We start from the raw sequence: 16,668 nt of genomic DNA on the forward strand, positions 1-16,668 counted from the left end.
GAACATGAAACGCTTATGGTGGATTCCGGTCAGTTTATTGCTGCTTTCGGGATGTGTACCTTCTGATTCGGATGAAACGGAAGTGCTCAAGACAGAAGAAGAAGCAGCAGAAACGGCGATCATTCCGAGCATGCAGCTGGATGACCGGTATTACCGGACTTTGCTGCCGTATAAACAAAGTGCCACGAGAGGCAAAATCGTTAACCGGCTGAATTCCCGCTACGATATCAAAGAAGCGGAAACCGGACTATTGAGATTGTCGCAAAACCAATTTTCACCGGATGATTATTATTTTCAGGAAGGCCAGAAGCTAACGGATGAAGATGCGAATGCATGGCTTTCACGTGCAAGCAAAGACAATCCCTTAGGCTTGAATCCGGCTGATCCGCGTTCGGAAGAGCAGAAAAAAGCAGGGGAACGGCCGCCGGCTGAAATCCTGGCCCATATTGTCGAACAGAATTATTTGGTGAAAACGAATGAGGAAACGATCCGCTTAGGCGGTGTTTCAATTGGCTTAGCCTTGAACTCAACTTATTATAATTCGGTCAATGAAATTGCCTACGAAGAAGCCATTCCCCAGGCACAGATCGAAAAAGAAGGGGTCCGCCTTGCCAACGAAATCGTGAAACGCCTACGTGAAAAAGAAGGAATGGCGAAAGTGCCGATCACCGTCGGGCTGTATAAGCAAAATAGCCGCGGCGCCATTACGCCGGGAACTTATTTCTCTTACGGCGTGGCGCCGGGAGGCCAGGGGAAAGTTGCCAACTGGACTCCAGTCAACGAAGAATATGTCGTATTTCCAACTTCAGGTGCTGAGGAAAAATACCGGGAAGTGGATACGACCTTCCGCAACTTCAAGATGGATGTCGAAGAATATTTCTCCAACTTCACAAGCGTCATTGGAACAGGCTTCTATCAGGAAAACCAATTACGCAAAATGCAAGTGGATATTCCCATCCAGTTTTATGGCTCGGCTGAATTGATCGGATTCAGCCAATATTTGACCGGCCTTGTGCTGGAACATTTCCCTGAAAACATGGAAATAGAAATCAGTGTCACTTCCACGAATGGTCCGGAAGCGCTGATTTTACGGAAAGCCGATCAAAAAGAACCAGTTGTTCACATTTATGAATAATTTGCACGGGAATAGGGAGAGCCATGCCGGCTGTCCCTATTCATTTTTTCTGTCCAGGCTCCAGCGCCCAGATTCTCGGGGTCATAAGTCAACCCGGCTGTGTGGCAAAGAGCGCCGCTTCGCCGGTTTGTCTTATGCCCGTCGAATCTACCCGGGCGCTTCCGCTTTTCTAAGAAAAATGTTATGATAAAACGTATGTTTACTGAATCCGGAGGTGTAGAGAAATGGCGAAAATGACAAAAGAAGAAGTAATTGAAGTGGCCCATTTGGCGCGCTTAGCAATCACTGATGAAGAAGCTGTACATTTTGCAGACCAGCTGGAAGCAATCACGAACGCAATGGAATTGCTGAATGAGCTGGACACTGAAAATGTGGAACCGACAACGCATGTACTTCCAATGGTTAATGTACTGCGTGAAGATAAATCGATTCCTGGACTGGATCGTGAATTGGTACTGAAAAACGTAAAAGAACATGAAGCGGGACAAATTAAAGTTCCGACGATTCTTGACTGATAAGGAGGAGAGCAAAAAGATGGCATTAGCAGATAAAACGGCAGCTGAGCTGCAAGAGTTGATACATACAAAGAAAATGACCATTTCTGAAATGGCAGAGAAGGCGTTTGACCGCATTGAAGAGCTTGATTCGAAAGTTGATGCTTTCTTGGCTATTGATAAAGAAGGCGCTTTGAAGCAAGCAGCTCAATTGGAAGAAACGCCTCTTGATGAGCGCGGGCCGCTATTTGGCTTGCCGATCGGCGTTAAAGACAATATCGTCACCGAAGGCATTGAAACTACGGCTTCAAGCCGGATTCTTGAAGGCTTTAATCCAATTTACGATGCAACTGTAGTGGAAAAGCTGAAGAAGGACGGAATGGTCATTGTCGGCAAATTAAACATGGATGAATTTGCGATGGGGTCTTCCAACGAAAACTCGTATTACAAAAACACCAAAAACCCTTGGAACCTTGAAACTGTGCCGGGCGGATCTTCAGGTGGATCTGCAGCGGCTGTAGCTGCTGGAGAAGTACCGTTTACGCTTGGATCAGATACCGGAGGATCTATTCGCCAGCCAGCTGCATTTTGTGGTGTGGTGGGCATGAAGCCGACATACGGACGTGTTTCCCGTTTTGGATTGATTGCTTATGCTTCGTCTTTGGACCAAATTGGGCCAATCACTCGTACGGTTAAAGACAATGCCTTGCTATTGAATACAATTGCTGGACACGACGAGAAAGATTCAACTTCTGCAAACGTCGAAGTGCCGGATTTCGCTGCTGCACTGACTGGCGACATCAAAGGGCTTCGTATCGGTGTTCCAAAAGAATACTTCGCAGAAGGCGTTGGCGAAGCTGCAAAACAGGCAGTCCGCGACGCATTGAAAGTGCTTGAAGAAAAAGGCGCAACATGGGAAGAGATTTCCCTGCCACATTCGAAATATGCATTATCGACGTATTACTTGATCGCTTCTTCTGAAGCTTCATCCAACTTGTCGCGTTTTGACGGAATCCGCTACGGATACCGCACCCAAAAAGCGGGCAATTTACTGGAATTCTATATGAATACACGTTCTGAAGGATTCGGTGATGAAGTGAAACGCCGCATTATGCTTGGAACTTATGCACTTAGCTCAGGCTACTACGATGCATACTACAAGAAAGCACAAAAAGTGCGCACTTTGATCAAACAGGATTTCGATAAAGCGTTTGAACAATACGATGTCATCATCGGGCCAACAACGCCGACGCCGGCATTTAAAATCGGCGAAAAAATCGACGATCCACTGACGATGTATGCGAATGATATTTTGACGATTCCTGTCAACTTGGCAGGGGTTCCGGCGATTTCGGTTCCTTGCGGTTTTGAAAATGGCTTACCGCTTGGCTTGCAAATCATCGGGAAATATTTTGATGAAGAAACGGTTTACCGCGTTGCTGACGTTTTCGAGCAGGCAACCGATTTCCATAAAAAAACTCCTCAAGTTTGGGAGGGAGCTGCAAAATGAATTTTGAAACAATCATCGGCCTTGAAGTACACGTCGAGCTAAAAACAGAATCGAAAATGTTCTCTCCAGCACCGGCTCATTTCGGCGCAGAACCGAACACCAATACAAACGTGATCGACCTTGGCTACCCAGGTGTTTTGCCGGTAGTCAACAAAACTGCAGTGGATTGGGCGATGAAAGCGGCGCTCGCATTAAATTGCCAAATCAACCGCCACACAAAATTCGACCGCAAAAACTATTTCTATCCGGACAACCCGAAAGCTTACCAGATTTCGCAATTTGATGAGCCGATCGGCGAACATGGCTGGATCGAAATTGAAGTAAAAGGCGAGAAAAAACGCATCGGCATTACGCGCCTTCATATGGAAGAAGATGCCGGGAAACTTACGCATACCGGCAATGGCCATTCACTTGTAGACCTTAACCGCCAAGGCACGCCGTTGATTGAGATCGTGTCAGAACCGGACATCCGCACACCGGAGGAAGCTTATGCTTACTTGGAAAAAATCAAAGCGATCATCCAGTACACAGGTGTTTCCGATGTACGCATGGAAGAAGGCTCGCTTCGCTGCGACGCCAACATTTCACTTCGTCCATATGGGCAAGAGGAATTTGGGACAAAGACGGAATTGAAGAACTTGAATTCATTCAACTTTGTACGCAAAGGAATTGAGCACGAACAAGTCCGGCAGGAGCAAGTGTTGCTTTCAGGCGGCATCATCGAACAAGAAACCCGCCGTTACGATGAATCTACAGGAAAAACCCTTTTGATGCGTGTGAAAGAAGGATCGGACGATTACCGTTACTTCCCGGAGCCGGATCTTGTAGATATCATCATTGACGACGCTTGGATGGAACGCGTTCGTTCGGAAATTCCGGAACTTCCGGATGCCCGCAAAGCGCGCTATGTTTCTGAACTTGGCTTGTCATCATATGATGCAATGGTCCTGACGCTGGCGAAACCGATTTCGGATTTCTTCGAAGCGACCGTTGCGGCCGGCGCTGATGCAAAACTTGCATCTAACTGGCTGATGGGTGAAGTTTCTGCTTACTTGAACGCCGAGCAAAAAGAATTGAGCGAAACGAAATTGGCACCTGAAGGATTGGCGGGCATGATCAAGCTGATTTCAGATGGTACGATTTCTTCGAAAATTGCTAAAAAAGTCTTTAAAGAATTGATTGAAAAAGGCGGAGACGCGAACGACATCGTCAAAGCAAAAGGGCTTGTCCAAATTTCGGACGAAGGCACATTGCGTGAATTTGTTACAGCTGCTTTGGATAACAACCCGCAATCGATCGAAGACTTCAAAAACGGCAAAGACCGTGCAATCGGCTTCTTGGTAGGCCAAATTATGAAGCAGACAAAAGGGCAGGCAAACCCGCCATTGCTCAATAAAATCTTGCTTGAAGAAATCGCAAAACGATAGCATGAAGAGATGGCCCGTTCACGGGCCATCTTTTTAATGTCTTCATAATTAACGGGAGAAAGGCTAAAATAGGTTGAAGCTTCTACTTAGTACAAGTAAACTAAGGATAAAGAGAAACTTCACTTGAAATACTGAACCGTGTGAAGTTGAGTCATTTGAGTTTTTGCTGCCTGGAAGAAGGGTAATCTACTGGGTATGAAAGCAGGCTAAAGGAGAAGTGATCTTATTATGTCAACGGAGCAGCAGTATTTTGAAAATGCGATTACTTTAGAGAGCTATATGGCTCAAATGGAGTCGAACCAGGAAAAATCTTATTCCATCTTCGAGAAATTCGAACTTCCGGAAGATCCGGAATTCATCAATTTGTTAAAAGAAAAGCAACCACATGTTTTGGTCATTACAGAAGACTGGTGCGGCGATGCGATGATGAACAATGCGATTCTGCGTAAAATTGCAGAGGCGGCGGATGTGAAAGTGCGTTGTGTATACCGCGACCAGAATTTGGAATTGATGGACCAGTATTTGACGAACGGCGGCCGTTCCATCCCGAAATACATCATCCTTTCAAAAGAAGGCGAAGTATTGGGCGACTGGGGCCCGCGCGCACCGAAAGTCCAGGAGTTCGTGACAGAAAAAAGATCGGTTCTTCCTGAAAAAGACGACCCTCAGTTTGATTTGCATTTAAAAACAGTCATTGGCGAAATATCGGATGGCTTTACTTGGAACAGTGATTTTTGGCAAGCGGTCTATGAAGACCTGCGCAAGACTTTTTTTGACGTATTGAAGTAAGGATGAGGAAAGCCGGCTCGATGCCGGCTTTTTCTTAGCGAGAAGAAACGCAAGATTTGAAGGGGGAAGCATGAAAAGACTGCCTCATTCTGTGTCCAACCCACCGCGTTTTTCAACGGCAACTTCCTGCTGACTAAAGGAGTCTTATTCTATAGAACGTTTAGAAAGGCTGAATAGGGTATGAAACGAGCACGAATCATTTACAATCCAACTTCCGGACGCGAATTATTCCGCAAACACCTTCCGGAAGTGCTTGAAAAAATGGAAAAGGCGGGATACGAAACATCCTGCCACGCCACCACTGGAGAAGGCGATGCCACGGTAGCTGCATCCATTGCGGTAAATAGAAACTATGACCTGATTGTTGCGGTTGGCGGAGACGGAACGTTGAACGAAGTGGTTGCAGGGGTATCCCAATTTGAAAACCGGCCGAAAATCGGTTTGATTCCCATGGGGACGACAAATGATTTTGCACGTGCCGTCCACATTCCCCGGGATATTAATAAAGCTGTTGATATCATTATTCAGGGCAAATCAATCCCGGTCGATGTCGGCATGATGAATGAACGTTATTTCATCAATATTGCCGGAGGCGGCAGATTGACCGAACTCACGTACGAAGTGCCAAGCAAACTAAAGACGGTGCTTGGGCAATTGGCCTATTATTTAAAAGGCATCGAAATGCTGCCGTCCATCCGTGCTTCCAATGTCCGTATTGAATACGATGGCCAGGTTTTTGATGACAAGGCCATGTTGTTTTTAATCGGGCTGACGAATTCTGTCGGCGGATTTGAGAAGTTGGCGCCTGATGCCAGTATCAATGACGGGAAATTCACCTTGCTGATTTTGAAGGAATTGAACATGGCAGAATTTATTCGGGTGGCGTCTTTGGCGCTGCGCGGAGAACATTTATCGGATCCCCATGTCATCTATGCAAAAGCCAGCAAAATTTCCGTTTCTTCCAATGAACGGGTTCTCTTGAATCTGGATGGGGAATATGGAGGATTGCTTCCCGCCACATTTGTAAACCATGCGCGCCATATCGAAGTGATGGTTCCGATTTCGTCAATTGATGACCATGACCGGGAATAAAAGTGGAACTTCCATAAGCAAAAGGCCAGATCGAGACCGATTTGGCCTTTTCTCATCTTTATCTTTTTCTAGTACAGAGGAGGCTCAGAGAGATGAATTATTTTGTGATCGGCGATGTACACGGTTGTTATCATACATTCAGCCAGTTGATTGACCGTGAATGGGACAAAGAACATGAAGTGCTGGTCCAGGTAGGTGATTTGATAGACCGAGGAAACCATGCGCCTCAAGTGGTTGGCTTGGCAAGACAGCTGAATGCGGATTGGCCGGAGCAAGCTATTTTCTTGAAAGGCAACCACGAGCTCGAAATGGAAGAGCATGTATTCCATGGGCCGAACCCGAATTGGCTAAGACAGGGCGGAGCAGAAACACTCGCACAATATGAACAGGCTGAACGCGAGTTTGAGTCGGATATGGAGTGGCTGAGAAGCCGGCCTTTATTCTTTGAAACAAACGGACTGTTTATCAGCCATGCGGGGATTTCTATGCAGGCAGAAAATCCTTTGATCGAAAGGGATATGTACGGCATTCTGTGGAATCGAAGCCCGTTAAAGAATATCGGCAAGCTTCAGATTATCGGCCATACGCCGCGCAAAGAACCGCTATACGATGAGCAAAGCCATGCGTGGAATATTGACACAGGTGCTGTGTACAACGGGTATTTAACGGGAGTGAAAGTGAAGCCGAATGGGGACATCATCGGATTTGTGAATGAAAAAACAGATCCTCGGGATATTTGAGTGAAGACCTCTCTACTATAAGTAAAGACAAAAAAACCATGGATAAAAATCCATGGTTTTTTAGCATACTTCCATATGAATCGCTTATTCCATCAATTCAAGCGCAGCATCCTGGTCTGCGGCCAGTTTCGGGCAATGGGCTACCGGTTCCCAGTGGAACATGAACGTCCGACCGTTGTCCTGGCCATCGCTGACAATCGTGTGCTCCCAGTAATCCACACGCTCTCCGGTATATTCAAAATGGAAAATGTTGCGTTCGTATACTTTATCTTCTTGATGTTCCGGGTAATAGTTGTATTTATGGACCTTGCCGACAAATTCCAGGACCGCTTGCGGCAAGCCGGTTTCTTCCTGCACTTCCCGGTAAAGCGCATCAATCAGCATTTCGCCTTCTTCGATGGTGCCTCCCGGGACTTGAAGTCCAGCTTCCGGTTCTCCTTGGTGTTCGAATACCAATAATTCTTTCTCGTCTTCTGGCCCTCTAGTGATATAAGCAAATACTTTTCGTCTTGTTCTCATGCTGCATCATCCTTTTTTATTGTTCTTAATAGAATACTAAATATTTAGAAAAATTTCAATTGCTTGTTCTTTTTTGTTGTCACAAGTTATTCAAAGCTCTTTTAATTATTGCCTTTTTACAGGGTTTATAAACCAAGAAAGAAGGAGAGATAAGGTACAATAGGGTTGTAGAGTTGAGTACAGGAAATAATGTGATTTTGAAAGGAGAATAAGTTGATGGGATTTGAAGATACAGCGCTATTGAGTCGAATATTGACTTTAATGACGCTTTCATTCCATATTCTTTATGCAACGGTAGGTGTAGGGGTACCGTTGATGATCATGATTGCCCAGTGGGTAGGGATCAAGAAAAATGATGACCACTATATCCTTTTAGCAAGACGGTGGGCTCGAGGTTTCGTTATTACGGTCGCTGTTGGGGTAGTAACGGGAACAGCCATCGGGCTGCAATTATCTCTGTTGTGGCCGAATTTCATGCAATTGGCGGGTAACGTCATTGCTTTGCCGTTGTTTATGGAAGTTTTCGCCTTTTTCTTTGAAGCGATTTTCCTCGGAATTTATTTATACACTTGGGACCGATTTGAAGACCAGCGCAAGCATTTATTGCTGCTGATTCCGGTAGCGCTTGGTGCAGCCGCATCTTCGTTGTTTATCACAGTGGTCAATGCATTCATGAATTCACCGCAAGGTTTTGAAGTATTGAATGGCGAACTGGTCAATGTCAGCCCGCTTCTTGCGATGCTGAGCCCGGCGATGCCGACGAAAGTGGCGCATGTTATGGCGACGGCGTTTATGACATCCGCATTCTTGCTGGCATCGATTGCCGCATTCCGGATGATCCGCGGTTCCAACCATGTCTATCATAAAAAAGCGTTGTTTTTAACGATGAAATTAGGTTTGGTGTTCTCAATTGCAACGGCATTGATCGGAGATTTCTCCGGTAAATACCTGGCAGAATACCAGCCGGAAAAATTGGCAGCTGCCGAATGGCATTTTGAAACAGAAGAAGGGGCAGAGCTGATTTTGTTCGGTGTACTGGATGGCGAAGAAGCGAAATACGCCATCAAAGTTCCTTATGCCTTAAGTATTCTGGCACATGGGCTACCAGACTCTGAAGTCACAGGGCTGAACGAATTTCCAAAAGACGAAATTCCACCGCTCTGGATTCATTACCTGTTTGATACGATGGTGACTATCGGCATGTGGCTGGCGTTCTTCTCCTTTGTTTACGTCGTCGCTGCATGGCGCGGCTGGTCATTCATTAAAGCGAAATGGTTCCGCTGGCTGATTGTGGCAGGTGGCCCGTTGGCGCTCATCGCCATCGAAGCCGGCTGGTGGTTTACGGAAGTCGGGCGGCAGCCATGGATTCTGCGCGGCTACATGAAGACTTCTGAAGCAGCCACAACAAGCGGGCAAGTCGACTTAATGATTATTTTGTTCGCAGGCCTTTACTTTATTCTCGGGGTCGGAACGATTGTTGTCTTATCGCGGATGTACAAACGCAATCCGGTTGAAAAAGAATTGGCAGACCGTGAAGCTCAAAAAGGCGGTGAACAAGAATGACTTTGACACTTGAAATAATCGGGATCTCCGTTTTGTGGCTATTCCTATTCTTGTACGTCATCGTGGCGTCAATTGACTTTGGCGCCGGATTCTTTAACGCCTATAGTGCATTTACAAATAAACAGCATATCTTAACGAATATCATCCAGCGTTATTTATCGCCGGTATGGGAAGTAACGAACGTCTTTTTCGTTTTCTTCTTTGTCGGCATCATCGGCTTTTTCCCGTTGACAGCTTATTATTACGGGACCGCGCTCCTGGTGCCGGCGAGCATCGCGCTTGTCCTGCTGGCGATCCGCGGATCGTATTATGCCTTTGCGACTTACGGGGCGAAAATCAATCATAGAGGATATATTTATATGTACGGCTTGTCGGGACTATTGCTTCCCGCTGCCTTGTCTCCTGTGCTTGCCATGTCCGAAGGCGGATTCATCAAAATGGCGGATGACAAACCGTATCTCGATTACTGGGCATTGTTTACGAGCCCTTTATCCTGGAGCATCGTGGTCTTGAGTTTGACAGCAGTCCTTTACATTTCCGCTGTCTTCCTGACTTGGTATGCAGATAAAGCCGGGGACGTTAAGGCCACAGATTTGATGCGTAAATATGCACTGATCTGGGCAGGTCCAGCCATCATTACAGCTACGGGCATCATTTTTGAACTTCGCGCCCATAATGCGGAACATTATACACGCCTTCTTGATTTATGGTGGGTGTTCGGGATTTCGTTCCTGTTGTTCGTCGGTACCGTCTACTTGATCTGGAAACGCCGCAATTACGGCTGGGCATTCATTTTGCTTGTCGGCCAGTTCTTTACTGCGTTTTTCGCATACGGCTTCTCGCATTATCCCTATTTGCTGTATCCGTATTTGACGATTTATGACAGCTTCACGAATGAATCGATGGCGATTGCCTTGATTATTGCATTTATTGCAGGGCTCGGCCTGCTGCTGCCGTCACTGTATCTGTTGTTCCGTCTGTTCTTGTTTGATAAAGACTACGTCAAAGGGAAATCGGATTACCACGCGTAAGGAGGAAACAGAAATGCAAGATTTCTTAATATTTTATGCACCGTTTTTAGTGTTGATCGGATCCATTGTGTTTGGTTTCTGGATTTCCCTGAAAGACGGAGTTGCATCAAAAGAAGACAAATAATCAGCGTGGGCAGGGGAAATCCTGCCCGCGTTTTTTGATGCTGTAATTGTCAGTGGAAAATGCCTTTGACTGCATTTGATCCATCATTTGCGTATCGAATCTAAACGGTCACTTTCGCTTTTCTTTTGTGGTACAATGGTGAAATGTGAAATGGAGTGAACGAATTGAAACCAGTACAAAAAAATGACCGATTGCTTGTTCATGTGGAAGATTTGACGCATGACGGAGCGGGCGTTGCCAAAGTCGACGGCTATCCGCTTTTTATCCAGGGTGCTTTGCCAGGGGAAGATGTCCAGGTCCATGTGTTGAAAACCTTAAAGTCCTATGGCTTTGCAAAATTGATCCAAATCGAGCAGGCTTCGCCGTTCCGCGTAACGGCGCCTTGTCCGGTATTTGATACATGCGGCGGCTGCCAGGTGCAGCATTTGTCTTATGAAGGGCAGATGACGTTCAAACGAAAATTGGTCCGCGATGCCATTACGCGCATCGGCAAATTGCCGGACGTGCCGGTGCATCCGGTCAAAGGCATGGAAAACCCATGGCGCTACCGCAATAAATCCCAGATTCCTTTTGGTACAGAAAATGGACGTGTCGTGGCAGGCTTTTACCAAACACGCTCCCATAATATAGCGGACACCGATATCTGCATTATCCAGACGCCGGAAGCGGACACCATTATGACCGGCCTGAAAAAGAATCTTCATGAAATGGGCATTGAACCTTATGAGGAAGAAAAGCACCGCGGCATGCTTCGCCACGTCGTTGTCCGCAAAGGGCGTGCGACCGGAGAAATCATGGTGGTGTTAGTCACCAAAAAGAAAAAATTCCCTCAAGCAGAACGCGCTGTGGAATTGATTCGCTCGCTCGTTCCGGAAGTGGCTTCCATTGTCCAGAACGTCAATGGCGAAAAAACCAATGTGATTTTCGGCAATGAAACGCTGACACTTTGGGGCAAAGATGTCATTGAAGACCGCATCGGCGATGTGCGTTTTGAAATTTCTGCCCGCTCGTTCTATCAAGTCAATCCCGAACAGACGGAAGTGCTCTACGGACAGGCATTGGAATACGCGCAATTGACTGGCAATGAAACCGTAATTGACGCATATTGCGGCATCGGGACCATCTCGTTGTTTTTAGCCGAGCGCGCTAAATTCGTCATGGGTGTTGAAATCGTGCCCCAGGCAATTGAAGATGCTAAACGCAATGCCGCTCTGAACGGTTTTTCGAATACTTTATTCGAAGCGGGTCCTGCAGAGCAAGTGATTCCGCGCTGGTATAAAGAAGGCAAAACGGCCGATGTATTGATGGTCGATCCGCCGCGCAAAGGCTGTGATGAACAGCTGCTGCAGACGATTTTAAAACAGCGTCCAAAACGGGTCGTTTACGTTTCCTGCAATCCGGCGACACTGGCACGCGATTTGCGCATCTTGGAAGACGGCGGCTACCGCACACAGGAAGTGCAGCCGGTCGATATGTTTCCGCAGTCCACACATTGCGAAGCGGTGGCATGGCTGGAATTAGCTGAATAACAATTAGAGAAACGCCAGTGATAGATGAATTATAAATGACAATGAATTTAATACGGATTGATTCGAAAGTAGACTGTTTAAAAGTGCCGGCTTGTACTTTTAAACCATCTGCTTTTGTTTTCAAACGAAAGGATTTGTAGTGGAATGAAAGAAAATTTCTGGAAAGACTTGCCGAAGCCGTTTTTCGTGCTGGCTCCCATGGAAGATGTGACAGATGTGGTATTTCGCCATGTCGTCAGCGCTGCGGGACGGCCAGATGTGTTCTTCACGGAGTTTACAAATACAGAAAGCTATTGCCATCCGGAAGGGCAGAAAAGTGTACGCGGCCGTTTAATGTTTACAGAAGACGAACAGCCAATGGTTGCCCACATTTGGGGAGACAAGCCCGAGAATTTCCGCCAAATGAGCATTGGCATGGCAGAACTGGGCTTTAAAGGAATCGACCTGAATATGGGCTGCCCGGTGCCGAATGTTGCGACCAGAGGGAAAGGCAGCGGCCTGATCCTGCGTCCGGACGTGGCTGCAGAAATTATCCAGGCAGCAAAAGCAGGCGGCCTTCCTGTCAGTGTAAAAACAAGACTGGGTTATTCCGAAATAGACGAGTGGCGAGACTGGCTGACGCATATTTTGAAACAGGATATTGCCAACCTGTCGATTCATTTGCGCACCCGAAAAGAAATGAGCCAGGCCGATGCGCATTGGGAGCTGATTCCGGAAATCAAGGAGTTGCGTGACCGCATCGCACCGGATACGCTGCTCACGATTAATGGAGATATCCTGGACCGTGAAATGGGGCTGAAACTCGTGGAACAATACGGAGTGGACGGTGTCATGATCGGACGCGGGATTTTCAAAAACCCGTTTGCTTTTGAAAAAGAGCCGCAAGAACACAGCAGCAAGGAATATCTCGATCTTCTGCGGCTGCATCTGGATCTGCATGATCAATACATCGAAGAAGTGCCCCGTTCCGTAACGGCGCTTCATCGATTCTTTAAAATATATGTCAAAGGCTTCCGGGGAGCAGGCGAATTGAGAAATCAATTAATGAACACGAAATCTACCCAAGAAGTGCGTGCATTGCTCGACAATTTCGAGTTAAATGATGTACAGCAAAATGATATTGCCGTGAAAAATTAAAGAGTGCTATGCTGAGCCTGACATCCCTTGAGGAAGTCAGGCTCTTTTTTTCAGAGAGCCGTTTTTTCTGAATAATGGCAAACGCCAACAGCAGAAAGTGTATACTAAAGGAAAAATGAATTTTCTGTCAAAAAAGAAAGGGACGGGAAACAGATGATTATTTTAAAAAAACTGTACTTTAAAGCGACGACCCTTTCTTGGGTAATCTTGACATCGTGCACTGCGGTATTGATCTTGCTGAGTACAGTGCTGCTGCCATTCATTGAGCCGCAAACCTTTGGCGGGTACTTTGACGCGCTCTGGTTTACGATGACCACGATGCTGACAGTGGGTTACGGCGATTTATTTCCAGTGACGGCGCTTGGCAGAATCTATACAATCGTTTTTCTCTACATTGTCGGCATCGGGTTGTTTGCGGCATTTATCGGCAAAGCGATTGACAGCATTACGCTTTACAGAAGACAAAAAGAAAGCGGTGGTTTGGTGTACGAGGGGAAAAACCATATTGTCATCATTGATTGGTCGCATAAAGCGGAAAACGCCATCAAGGAAATTTTAGCAAGAGACCCGAAAGTCGAGATTGTGGTCATCGATACCATCGACAAAGCGAAGGAAGTCCATGAGCGCATTCATTATATTAAAGGAAGAGCCACAGACGGGGATGTATTGAACAAAGCCAATGTGAAACAGGCAGACGCCTTGCTCATTTTTTCAGATGATAAAATCGAAGACCAGGTTCTGGCGGATGGCAAGTCATTGATGATTGCTTGTGCAGTGGAGCGCATCTCGCCTGAAGTGCATACAACAGTTGAGGTGGAGCGGGAAGAGCATATCCCGAATTTCTCCCATGTGAAAGTTGATCATTTTATTCTTTCAAATGCGACGATTGCGAAATTAGCTGTGGATTCGATTTTAAAGTAATTTGATGGGTTTTTAGGTTTCATGAAAACGCATTAGTGGTAAAGAAAAGGGAGACTTCAACAAGGAGAGAACGAACCCAATGGAACAAATACCAGAATCCAAATTCGAAGATAAACGATCAAACATCATTGAGCAGTTGGTTGAGCAGAATGTCTTTAAAATCGACGGCAGACAGCTATATGAATTGTCTTTGTATGAATTGATGAAAACATATACAGAAGAAGCGTAAGCCGGAGCCCTCCGGCTTTTTTCAATACAAAAAATTGGGCAGGCGCTGATCCAAAGATGAATTGGAGGAGACAACATGCATCATAAAAAACTGGAGGAATTCCGCCAGGACCGTTTAGATGAAATGTCCATTTCCGAGCTGCAGCAGGAAATGCGGAACGGAACATTGACATCAGAGGAACTGGTCCTGATGTACAAAGAGAATATTTCACGGCGCGACAAAAATACCGCGGCCATACTTGAAATCAATCCGGATGCGCTGCAGATTGCGCAGGCACTCGATTTTGAACGTGCGTCCAAAGGCGAACGGTCGCCGCTTCACGGCATTCCGGTGTTGGTGAAGGATAATATGAATACAGCAGACAAGATGCATACAAGTGCAGGATCACTTGCCTTAAAAGACCATTATGCCTTGCAAGATGCGCATATCGTTGCGAAATTGCGGGAAGCCGGAGCCGTCATCCTCGGCAAGACGAATATGACGGAATGGGCAAATTTCATGTCGGATAAAATGACCAACGGCTATAGCTCACGCGGCGGACAAGTTAAAAATCCGTACGGGCCATTCGACGTCGGCGGCTCCAGTTCCGGCTCCGCAGCAGCAGTCGCATCCAACTTGGCAGCTGCTGCAATCGGAACGGAGACCTCAGGTTCCATCATCAATCCTGCGGCCCAAAACAGTTTGGTCGGCATCAAACCGACGGTCGGCTTGGTTAGCCGCAGCGGCATCATTCCGTTGTCCCATACGCAGGACATTCCAGGGCCGCTTGCGCGCACCGTGGAGGATGCAGTCAGTGTTTTCGCTGCATTGATCGGCCACGATCCGGAAGACGCCATCTCTGCCATGGCTGAGCAATTTGAAGGCTACGATTGGAAGCGCCATTTTAATAAAGACGGCTTAAAAGGCGTAACATTCGGCGTGCCGAGAAATCTGTTCGATGAAGACATCCCGAAAGAACAGCTGGAGCAATTTGAACGAGCATTGGACTCACTGCGCGGCTGTGGAGCGGAGATTATCGACAATGTCGACCTTGGAGCCGATCAGGACGATTTGGGATTTGCTGTTCTGCTGCACGAATTTAAAGCGGACCTCAACGCGTATTTGGCAAAGTCCAATCCGCAAAACCCGATTCGTTCGATGGACGATGTGATGGCCTTTAATGAGGAACACGCGGAAACCATGCTGAAGTTCGGCCAGAATCTGATGGAACAGGCCAACAGCATGAGCGGCAAGCTGAATGAGCGGGAATACGTAGAAGCATTGGAGTGGAACCGCTATTTAGCAGCCGAACAGGGGATCGGTGCGACGCTGAAAGAGTTGGGGGCCGATGCGCTCGTGCTGCCGCAGGATTTCGGCTGCAATATCGGAGCGGCAGCCGGGTTTCCTTCCATTACGGTTCCTTACAGTTTCACCCCCAATCATGAGCCGTTCGGCATCACATTTACCGGACATGCGTTCAGCGAACCGGCATTGATTGAATATGCCTATGCTTTTGAACAAGCAGTAAAAGGACGGAAAAAACCATGAAAAAAGGCAGCGCCAATTGCGGCGCTGCCTTTTTGTATTACATATGCTGAAGTTCTTTCCATACTTTCTCGAGCGCAACGACCAGTTCATTTTCATAAGAGTAATTATTGGCCAAAGTGGATAAGACGCTTTCAATTAACGGTTTCCGTGGGTTTTCCAAAACCAGCTCATCAGCTAAAAAGGAAACCAGCTGTTTAATGTCTTCTTCTTCTTCAAGAAGCAAGGTTTTTAATCTATTGCTAAGGTCTTCGAGCGACATGGTTTCGTCCATCGTGTTGATAAGGATTTTTGATTTGGTGATGAATTGGTCTTTTGTTTCCATCTGATTTAAAATGGCTTGTTTTAACCGTCTAATGACAAACGCCGATAATTGTTCCGTCGGCAATTCTTCAGAAGCAGTCAGCTTCCAAATATTCGTCAATTGCTGAATGGAGCCGTGGACGACTGCTGCATTTTCCAAAGCATATGGACGAGATTCTTCCCCAAAGACATCCACAATCCGTGTTGCAATCCATTCAATTTCAGACGAATACGTTTCCCGTGCGAATTTTTTCAATTCCTCATCTTGTGAATAAAAAATGCTTTCATATAAGGAAAACAAATTCTTTTCGCGGTTCATTTGAATCCGGATGCATAATTGTTCCGCCAAGACATCACTATTGTCCAGCGGTTTTCCGACGGCTGCTGCCATCCGCTTTTGACGGATCTCGCTGCCAATCGATTCCATAATGGCAATCAGGCATTCCGCCTTTGAAGCGAAATAATTGTAGAAAGTTCCTTTGGAAACTCCTGCTTCGTCCAGGATGTCCTGGATGGAAGAGGCAATGTATCCCTTATTGATGAACAAGGTGTAAGCTGCATTGATAATTTGCTGTTTTTTTAGATTCATGTTTTCACCTTT

The 16,668-nt window shown here is 46.5% G+C and carries 17 protein-coding genes; 15 read left to right on the plus strand and 2 right to left on the minus strand.

Going from position 1 to position 16,668, the window contains the following annotated elements; translation table 11 throughout:
* Positions 1-4 precede the first annotated feature (4 nt).
* The 7 genes from HU147_RS16290 (at position 5) to HU147_RS16320 (ending at position 7,187) form a co-directional block, all read left to right on the plus strand.
* On the plus strand, positions 5-1,135 hold the full coding sequence (locus HU147_RS16290) for a CamS family sex pheromone protein (RefSeq protein ID WP_224077210.1): 1,131 nt from the start codon (positions 5-7) through the stop codon (positions 1,133-1,135).
* Between the two features lie 224 nt (positions 1,136-1,359).
* Entirely contained in the window at positions 1,360-1,650 is a 291-nt protein-coding gene (gene gatC, locus HU147_RS16295) for an Asp-tRNA(Asn)/Glu-tRNA(Gln) amidotransferase subunit GatC (RefSeq protein ID WP_036805930.1), read from the plus strand.
* 19 nt (positions 1,651-1,669) lie between these two features.
* A complete protein-coding gene (gene gatA / locus HU147_RS16300) occupies positions 1,670-3,139 on the plus strand; it encodes an Asp-tRNA(Asn)/Glu-tRNA(Gln) amidotransferase subunit GatA (RefSeq protein WP_224077211.1) in 1,470 nt (489 codons plus the stop codon).
* The gene (gene gatB / locus HU147_RS16305; RefSeq protein WP_224077212.1) at positions 3,136-4,566 is read left to right on the plus strand and encodes an Asp-tRNA(Asn)/Glu-tRNA(Gln) amidotransferase subunit GatB; all 1,431 of its coding nucleotides are present in this window, start codon (positions 3,136-3,138) and stop codon (positions 4,564-4,566) included. The genes gatA and gatB overlap by 4 nt, the downstream gene beginning before the upstream one ends.
* 228 nt (positions 4,567-4,794) lie before the next feature.
* Positions 4,795-5,355: a thioredoxin family protein gene (locus HU147_RS16310; protein WP_224077213.1), complete on the plus strand. Its 561-nt coding sequence runs from the start codon at positions 4,795-4,797 to the stop codon at positions 5,353-5,355.
* Positions 5,356-5,535: 180 nt separating this feature from the next.
* Positions 5,536-6,447 (plus strand): diacylglycerol kinase, encoded by a 912-nt coding sequence (locus tag HU147_RS16315; RefSeq protein ID WP_224077214.1) that lies wholly within the window; start codon positions 5,536-5,538, stop codon positions 6,445-6,447.
* A 92-nt stretch (positions 6,448-6,539) separates the two neighbouring features.
* Complete coding sequence (locus HU147_RS16320; protein ID WP_224077215.1) at positions 6,540-7,187, plus strand: metallophosphoesterase family protein; 648 nt, start codon at positions 6,540-6,542, stop codon at positions 7,185-7,187.
* An 84-nt stretch (positions 7,188-7,271) separates the two neighbouring features.
* On the opposite strand, the gene HU147_RS16325 is transcribed toward HU147_RS16320, so the two are convergent.
* Entirely contained in the window at positions 7,272-7,706 is a 435-nt protein-coding gene (locus HU147_RS16325; RefSeq protein WP_224077216.1) for an NUDIX hydrolase, read from the minus strand.
* Positions 7,707-7,922: 216 nt separating this feature from the next.
* Between HU147_RS16325 and HU147_RS16330 the strand changes: the two genes are divergently transcribed.
* From HU147_RS16330 to HU147_RS16360, 8 genes are all read left to right on the plus strand, one after another.
* Positions 7,923-9,269 carry a cytochrome ubiquinol oxidase subunit I gene (locus HU147_RS16330; RefSeq protein ID WP_224077217.1) on the plus strand — a complete coding sequence of 449 codons (1,347 nt, stop codon included), beginning with the start codon at positions 7,923-7,925 and terminating at the stop codon, positions 9,267-9,269.
* A 2-nt stretch (positions 9,270-9,271) separates the two neighbouring features.
* Positions 9,272-10,300, plus strand: coding sequence for a cytochrome d ubiquinol oxidase subunit II (locus tag HU147_RS16335; RefSeq protein WP_224077264.1), 1,029 nt, complete (start codon positions 9,272-9,274; stop codon positions 10,298-10,300).
* A gap of 13 nt (positions 10,301-10,313) precedes the next feature.
* Entirely contained in the window at positions 10,314-10,424 is a 111-nt protein-coding gene (gene cydS, locus HU147_RS19645) for a cytochrome bd oxidase small subunit CydS (protein WP_440137309.1), read from the plus strand.
* A gap of 164 nt (positions 10,425-10,588) precedes the next feature.
* Positions 10,589-11,953: a 23S rRNA (uracil(1939)-C(5))-methyltransferase RlmD gene (gene rlmD, locus HU147_RS16340; protein WP_224077218.1), complete on the plus strand. Its 1,365-nt coding sequence runs from the start codon at positions 10,589-10,591 to the stop codon at positions 11,951-11,953.
* 144 nt (positions 11,954-12,097) lie between these two features.
* Positions 12,098-13,090 (plus strand): tRNA dihydrouridine synthase, encoded by a 993-nt coding sequence (locus HU147_RS16345; RefSeq protein WP_224077219.1) that lies wholly within the window; start codon positions 12,098-12,100, stop codon positions 13,088-13,090.
* Positions 13,091-13,243: 153 nt separating this feature from the next.
* Positions 13,244-14,011 (plus strand): ion channel, encoded by a 768-nt coding sequence (locus HU147_RS16350; RefSeq protein WP_224077220.1) that lies wholly within the window; start codon positions 13,244-13,246, stop codon positions 14,009-14,011.
* Positions 14,012-14,090: 79 nt separating this feature from the next.
* Positions 14,091-14,240, plus strand: a complete 150-nt coding sequence (locus tag HU147_RS16355) for a Fur-regulated basic protein FbpA (protein ID WP_224077221.1) — start codon at positions 14,091-14,093, stop codon at positions 14,238-14,240.
* A 75-nt stretch (positions 14,241-14,315) separates the two neighbouring features.
* The gene (locus HU147_RS16360) at positions 14,316-15,767 is read left to right on the plus strand and encodes an amidase family protein (RefSeq protein ID WP_224077222.1); all 1,452 of its coding nucleotides are present in this window, start codon (positions 14,316-14,318) and stop codon (positions 15,765-15,767) included.
* Positions 15,768-15,804: 37 nt separating this feature from the next.
* On the opposite strand, the gene HU147_RS16365 is transcribed toward HU147_RS16360, so the two are convergent.
* A complete protein-coding gene (locus HU147_RS16365) occupies positions 15,805-16,656 on the minus strand; it encodes a TetR/AcrR family transcriptional regulator (RefSeq protein WP_224077223.1) in 852 nt (283 codons plus the stop codon).
* Positions 16,657-16,668 lie beyond the last annotated feature (12 nt).

It is taken from the genome of Planococcus chinensis, from assembly GCF_020071995.1.
GTDB lineage: Bacteria > Bacillota > Bacilli > Bacillales_A > Planococcaceae > Planococcus > Planococcus chinensis_A.

Excerpts from the sequence above, each read along its gene's own strand:
- HU147_RS16290 (WP_224077210.1), top strand. The coding sequence starts at position 5 with ATGAAACGCTTATGGTGGATTCCGGTCAGTTTATTGCTGCTTTCGGGA.
- gatC (WP_036805930.1), top strand. The coding sequence starts at position 1,360 with ATGGCGAAAATGACAAAAGAAGAAGTAATTGAAGTGGCCCATTTGGCG.
- gatA (WP_224077211.1), top strand. The coding sequence starts at position 1,670 with ATGGCATTAGCAGATAAAACGGCAGCTGAGCTGCAAGAGTTGATACAT.
- gatB (WP_224077212.1), top strand. The coding sequence starts at position 3,136 with ATGAATTTTGAAACAATCATCGGCCTTGAAGTACACGTCGAGCTAAAA.
- HU147_RS16310 (WP_224077213.1), top strand. The coding sequence starts at position 4,795 with ATGTCAACGGAGCAGCAGTATTTTGAAAATGCGATTACTTTAGAGAGC.
- HU147_RS16315 (WP_224077214.1), top strand. The coding sequence starts at position 5,536 with ATGAAACGAGCACGAATCATTTACAATCCAACTTCCGGACGCGAATTA.
- HU147_RS16320 (WP_224077215.1), top strand. The coding sequence starts at position 6,540 with ATGAATTATTTTGTGATCGGCGATGTACACGGTTGTTATCATACATTC.
- HU147_RS16325 (WP_224077216.1), bottom strand. The coding sequence starts at position 7,706 with ATGAGAACAAGACGAAAAGTATTTGCTTATATCACTAGAGGGCCAGAA.
- HU147_RS16330 (WP_224077217.1), top strand. The coding sequence starts at position 7,923 with ATGGGATTTGAAGATACAGCGCTATTGAGTCGAATATTGACTTTAATG.
- cydS (WP_440137309.1), top strand. The coding sequence starts at position 10,314 with ATGCAAGATTTCTTAATATTTTATGCACCGTTTTTAGTGTTGATCGGA.
- HU147_RS16345 (WP_224077219.1), top strand. The coding sequence starts at position 12,098 with ATGAAAGAAAATTTCTGGAAAGACTTGCCGAAGCCGTTTTTCGTGCTG.
- HU147_RS16350 (WP_224077220.1), top strand. The coding sequence starts at position 13,244 with ATGATTATTTTAAAAAAACTGTACTTTAAAGCGACGACCCTTTCTTGG.
- HU147_RS16355 (WP_224077221.1), top strand. The coding sequence starts at position 14,091 with ATGGAACAAATACCAGAATCCAAATTCGAAGATAAACGATCAAACATC.
- HU147_RS16360 (WP_224077222.1), top strand. The coding sequence starts at position 14,316 with ATGCATCATAAAAAACTGGAGGAATTCCGCCAGGACCGTTTAGATGAA.
- HU147_RS16365 (WP_224077223.1), bottom strand. The coding sequence starts at position 16,656 with ATGAATCTAAAAAAACAGCAAATTATCAATGCAGCTTACACCTTGTTC.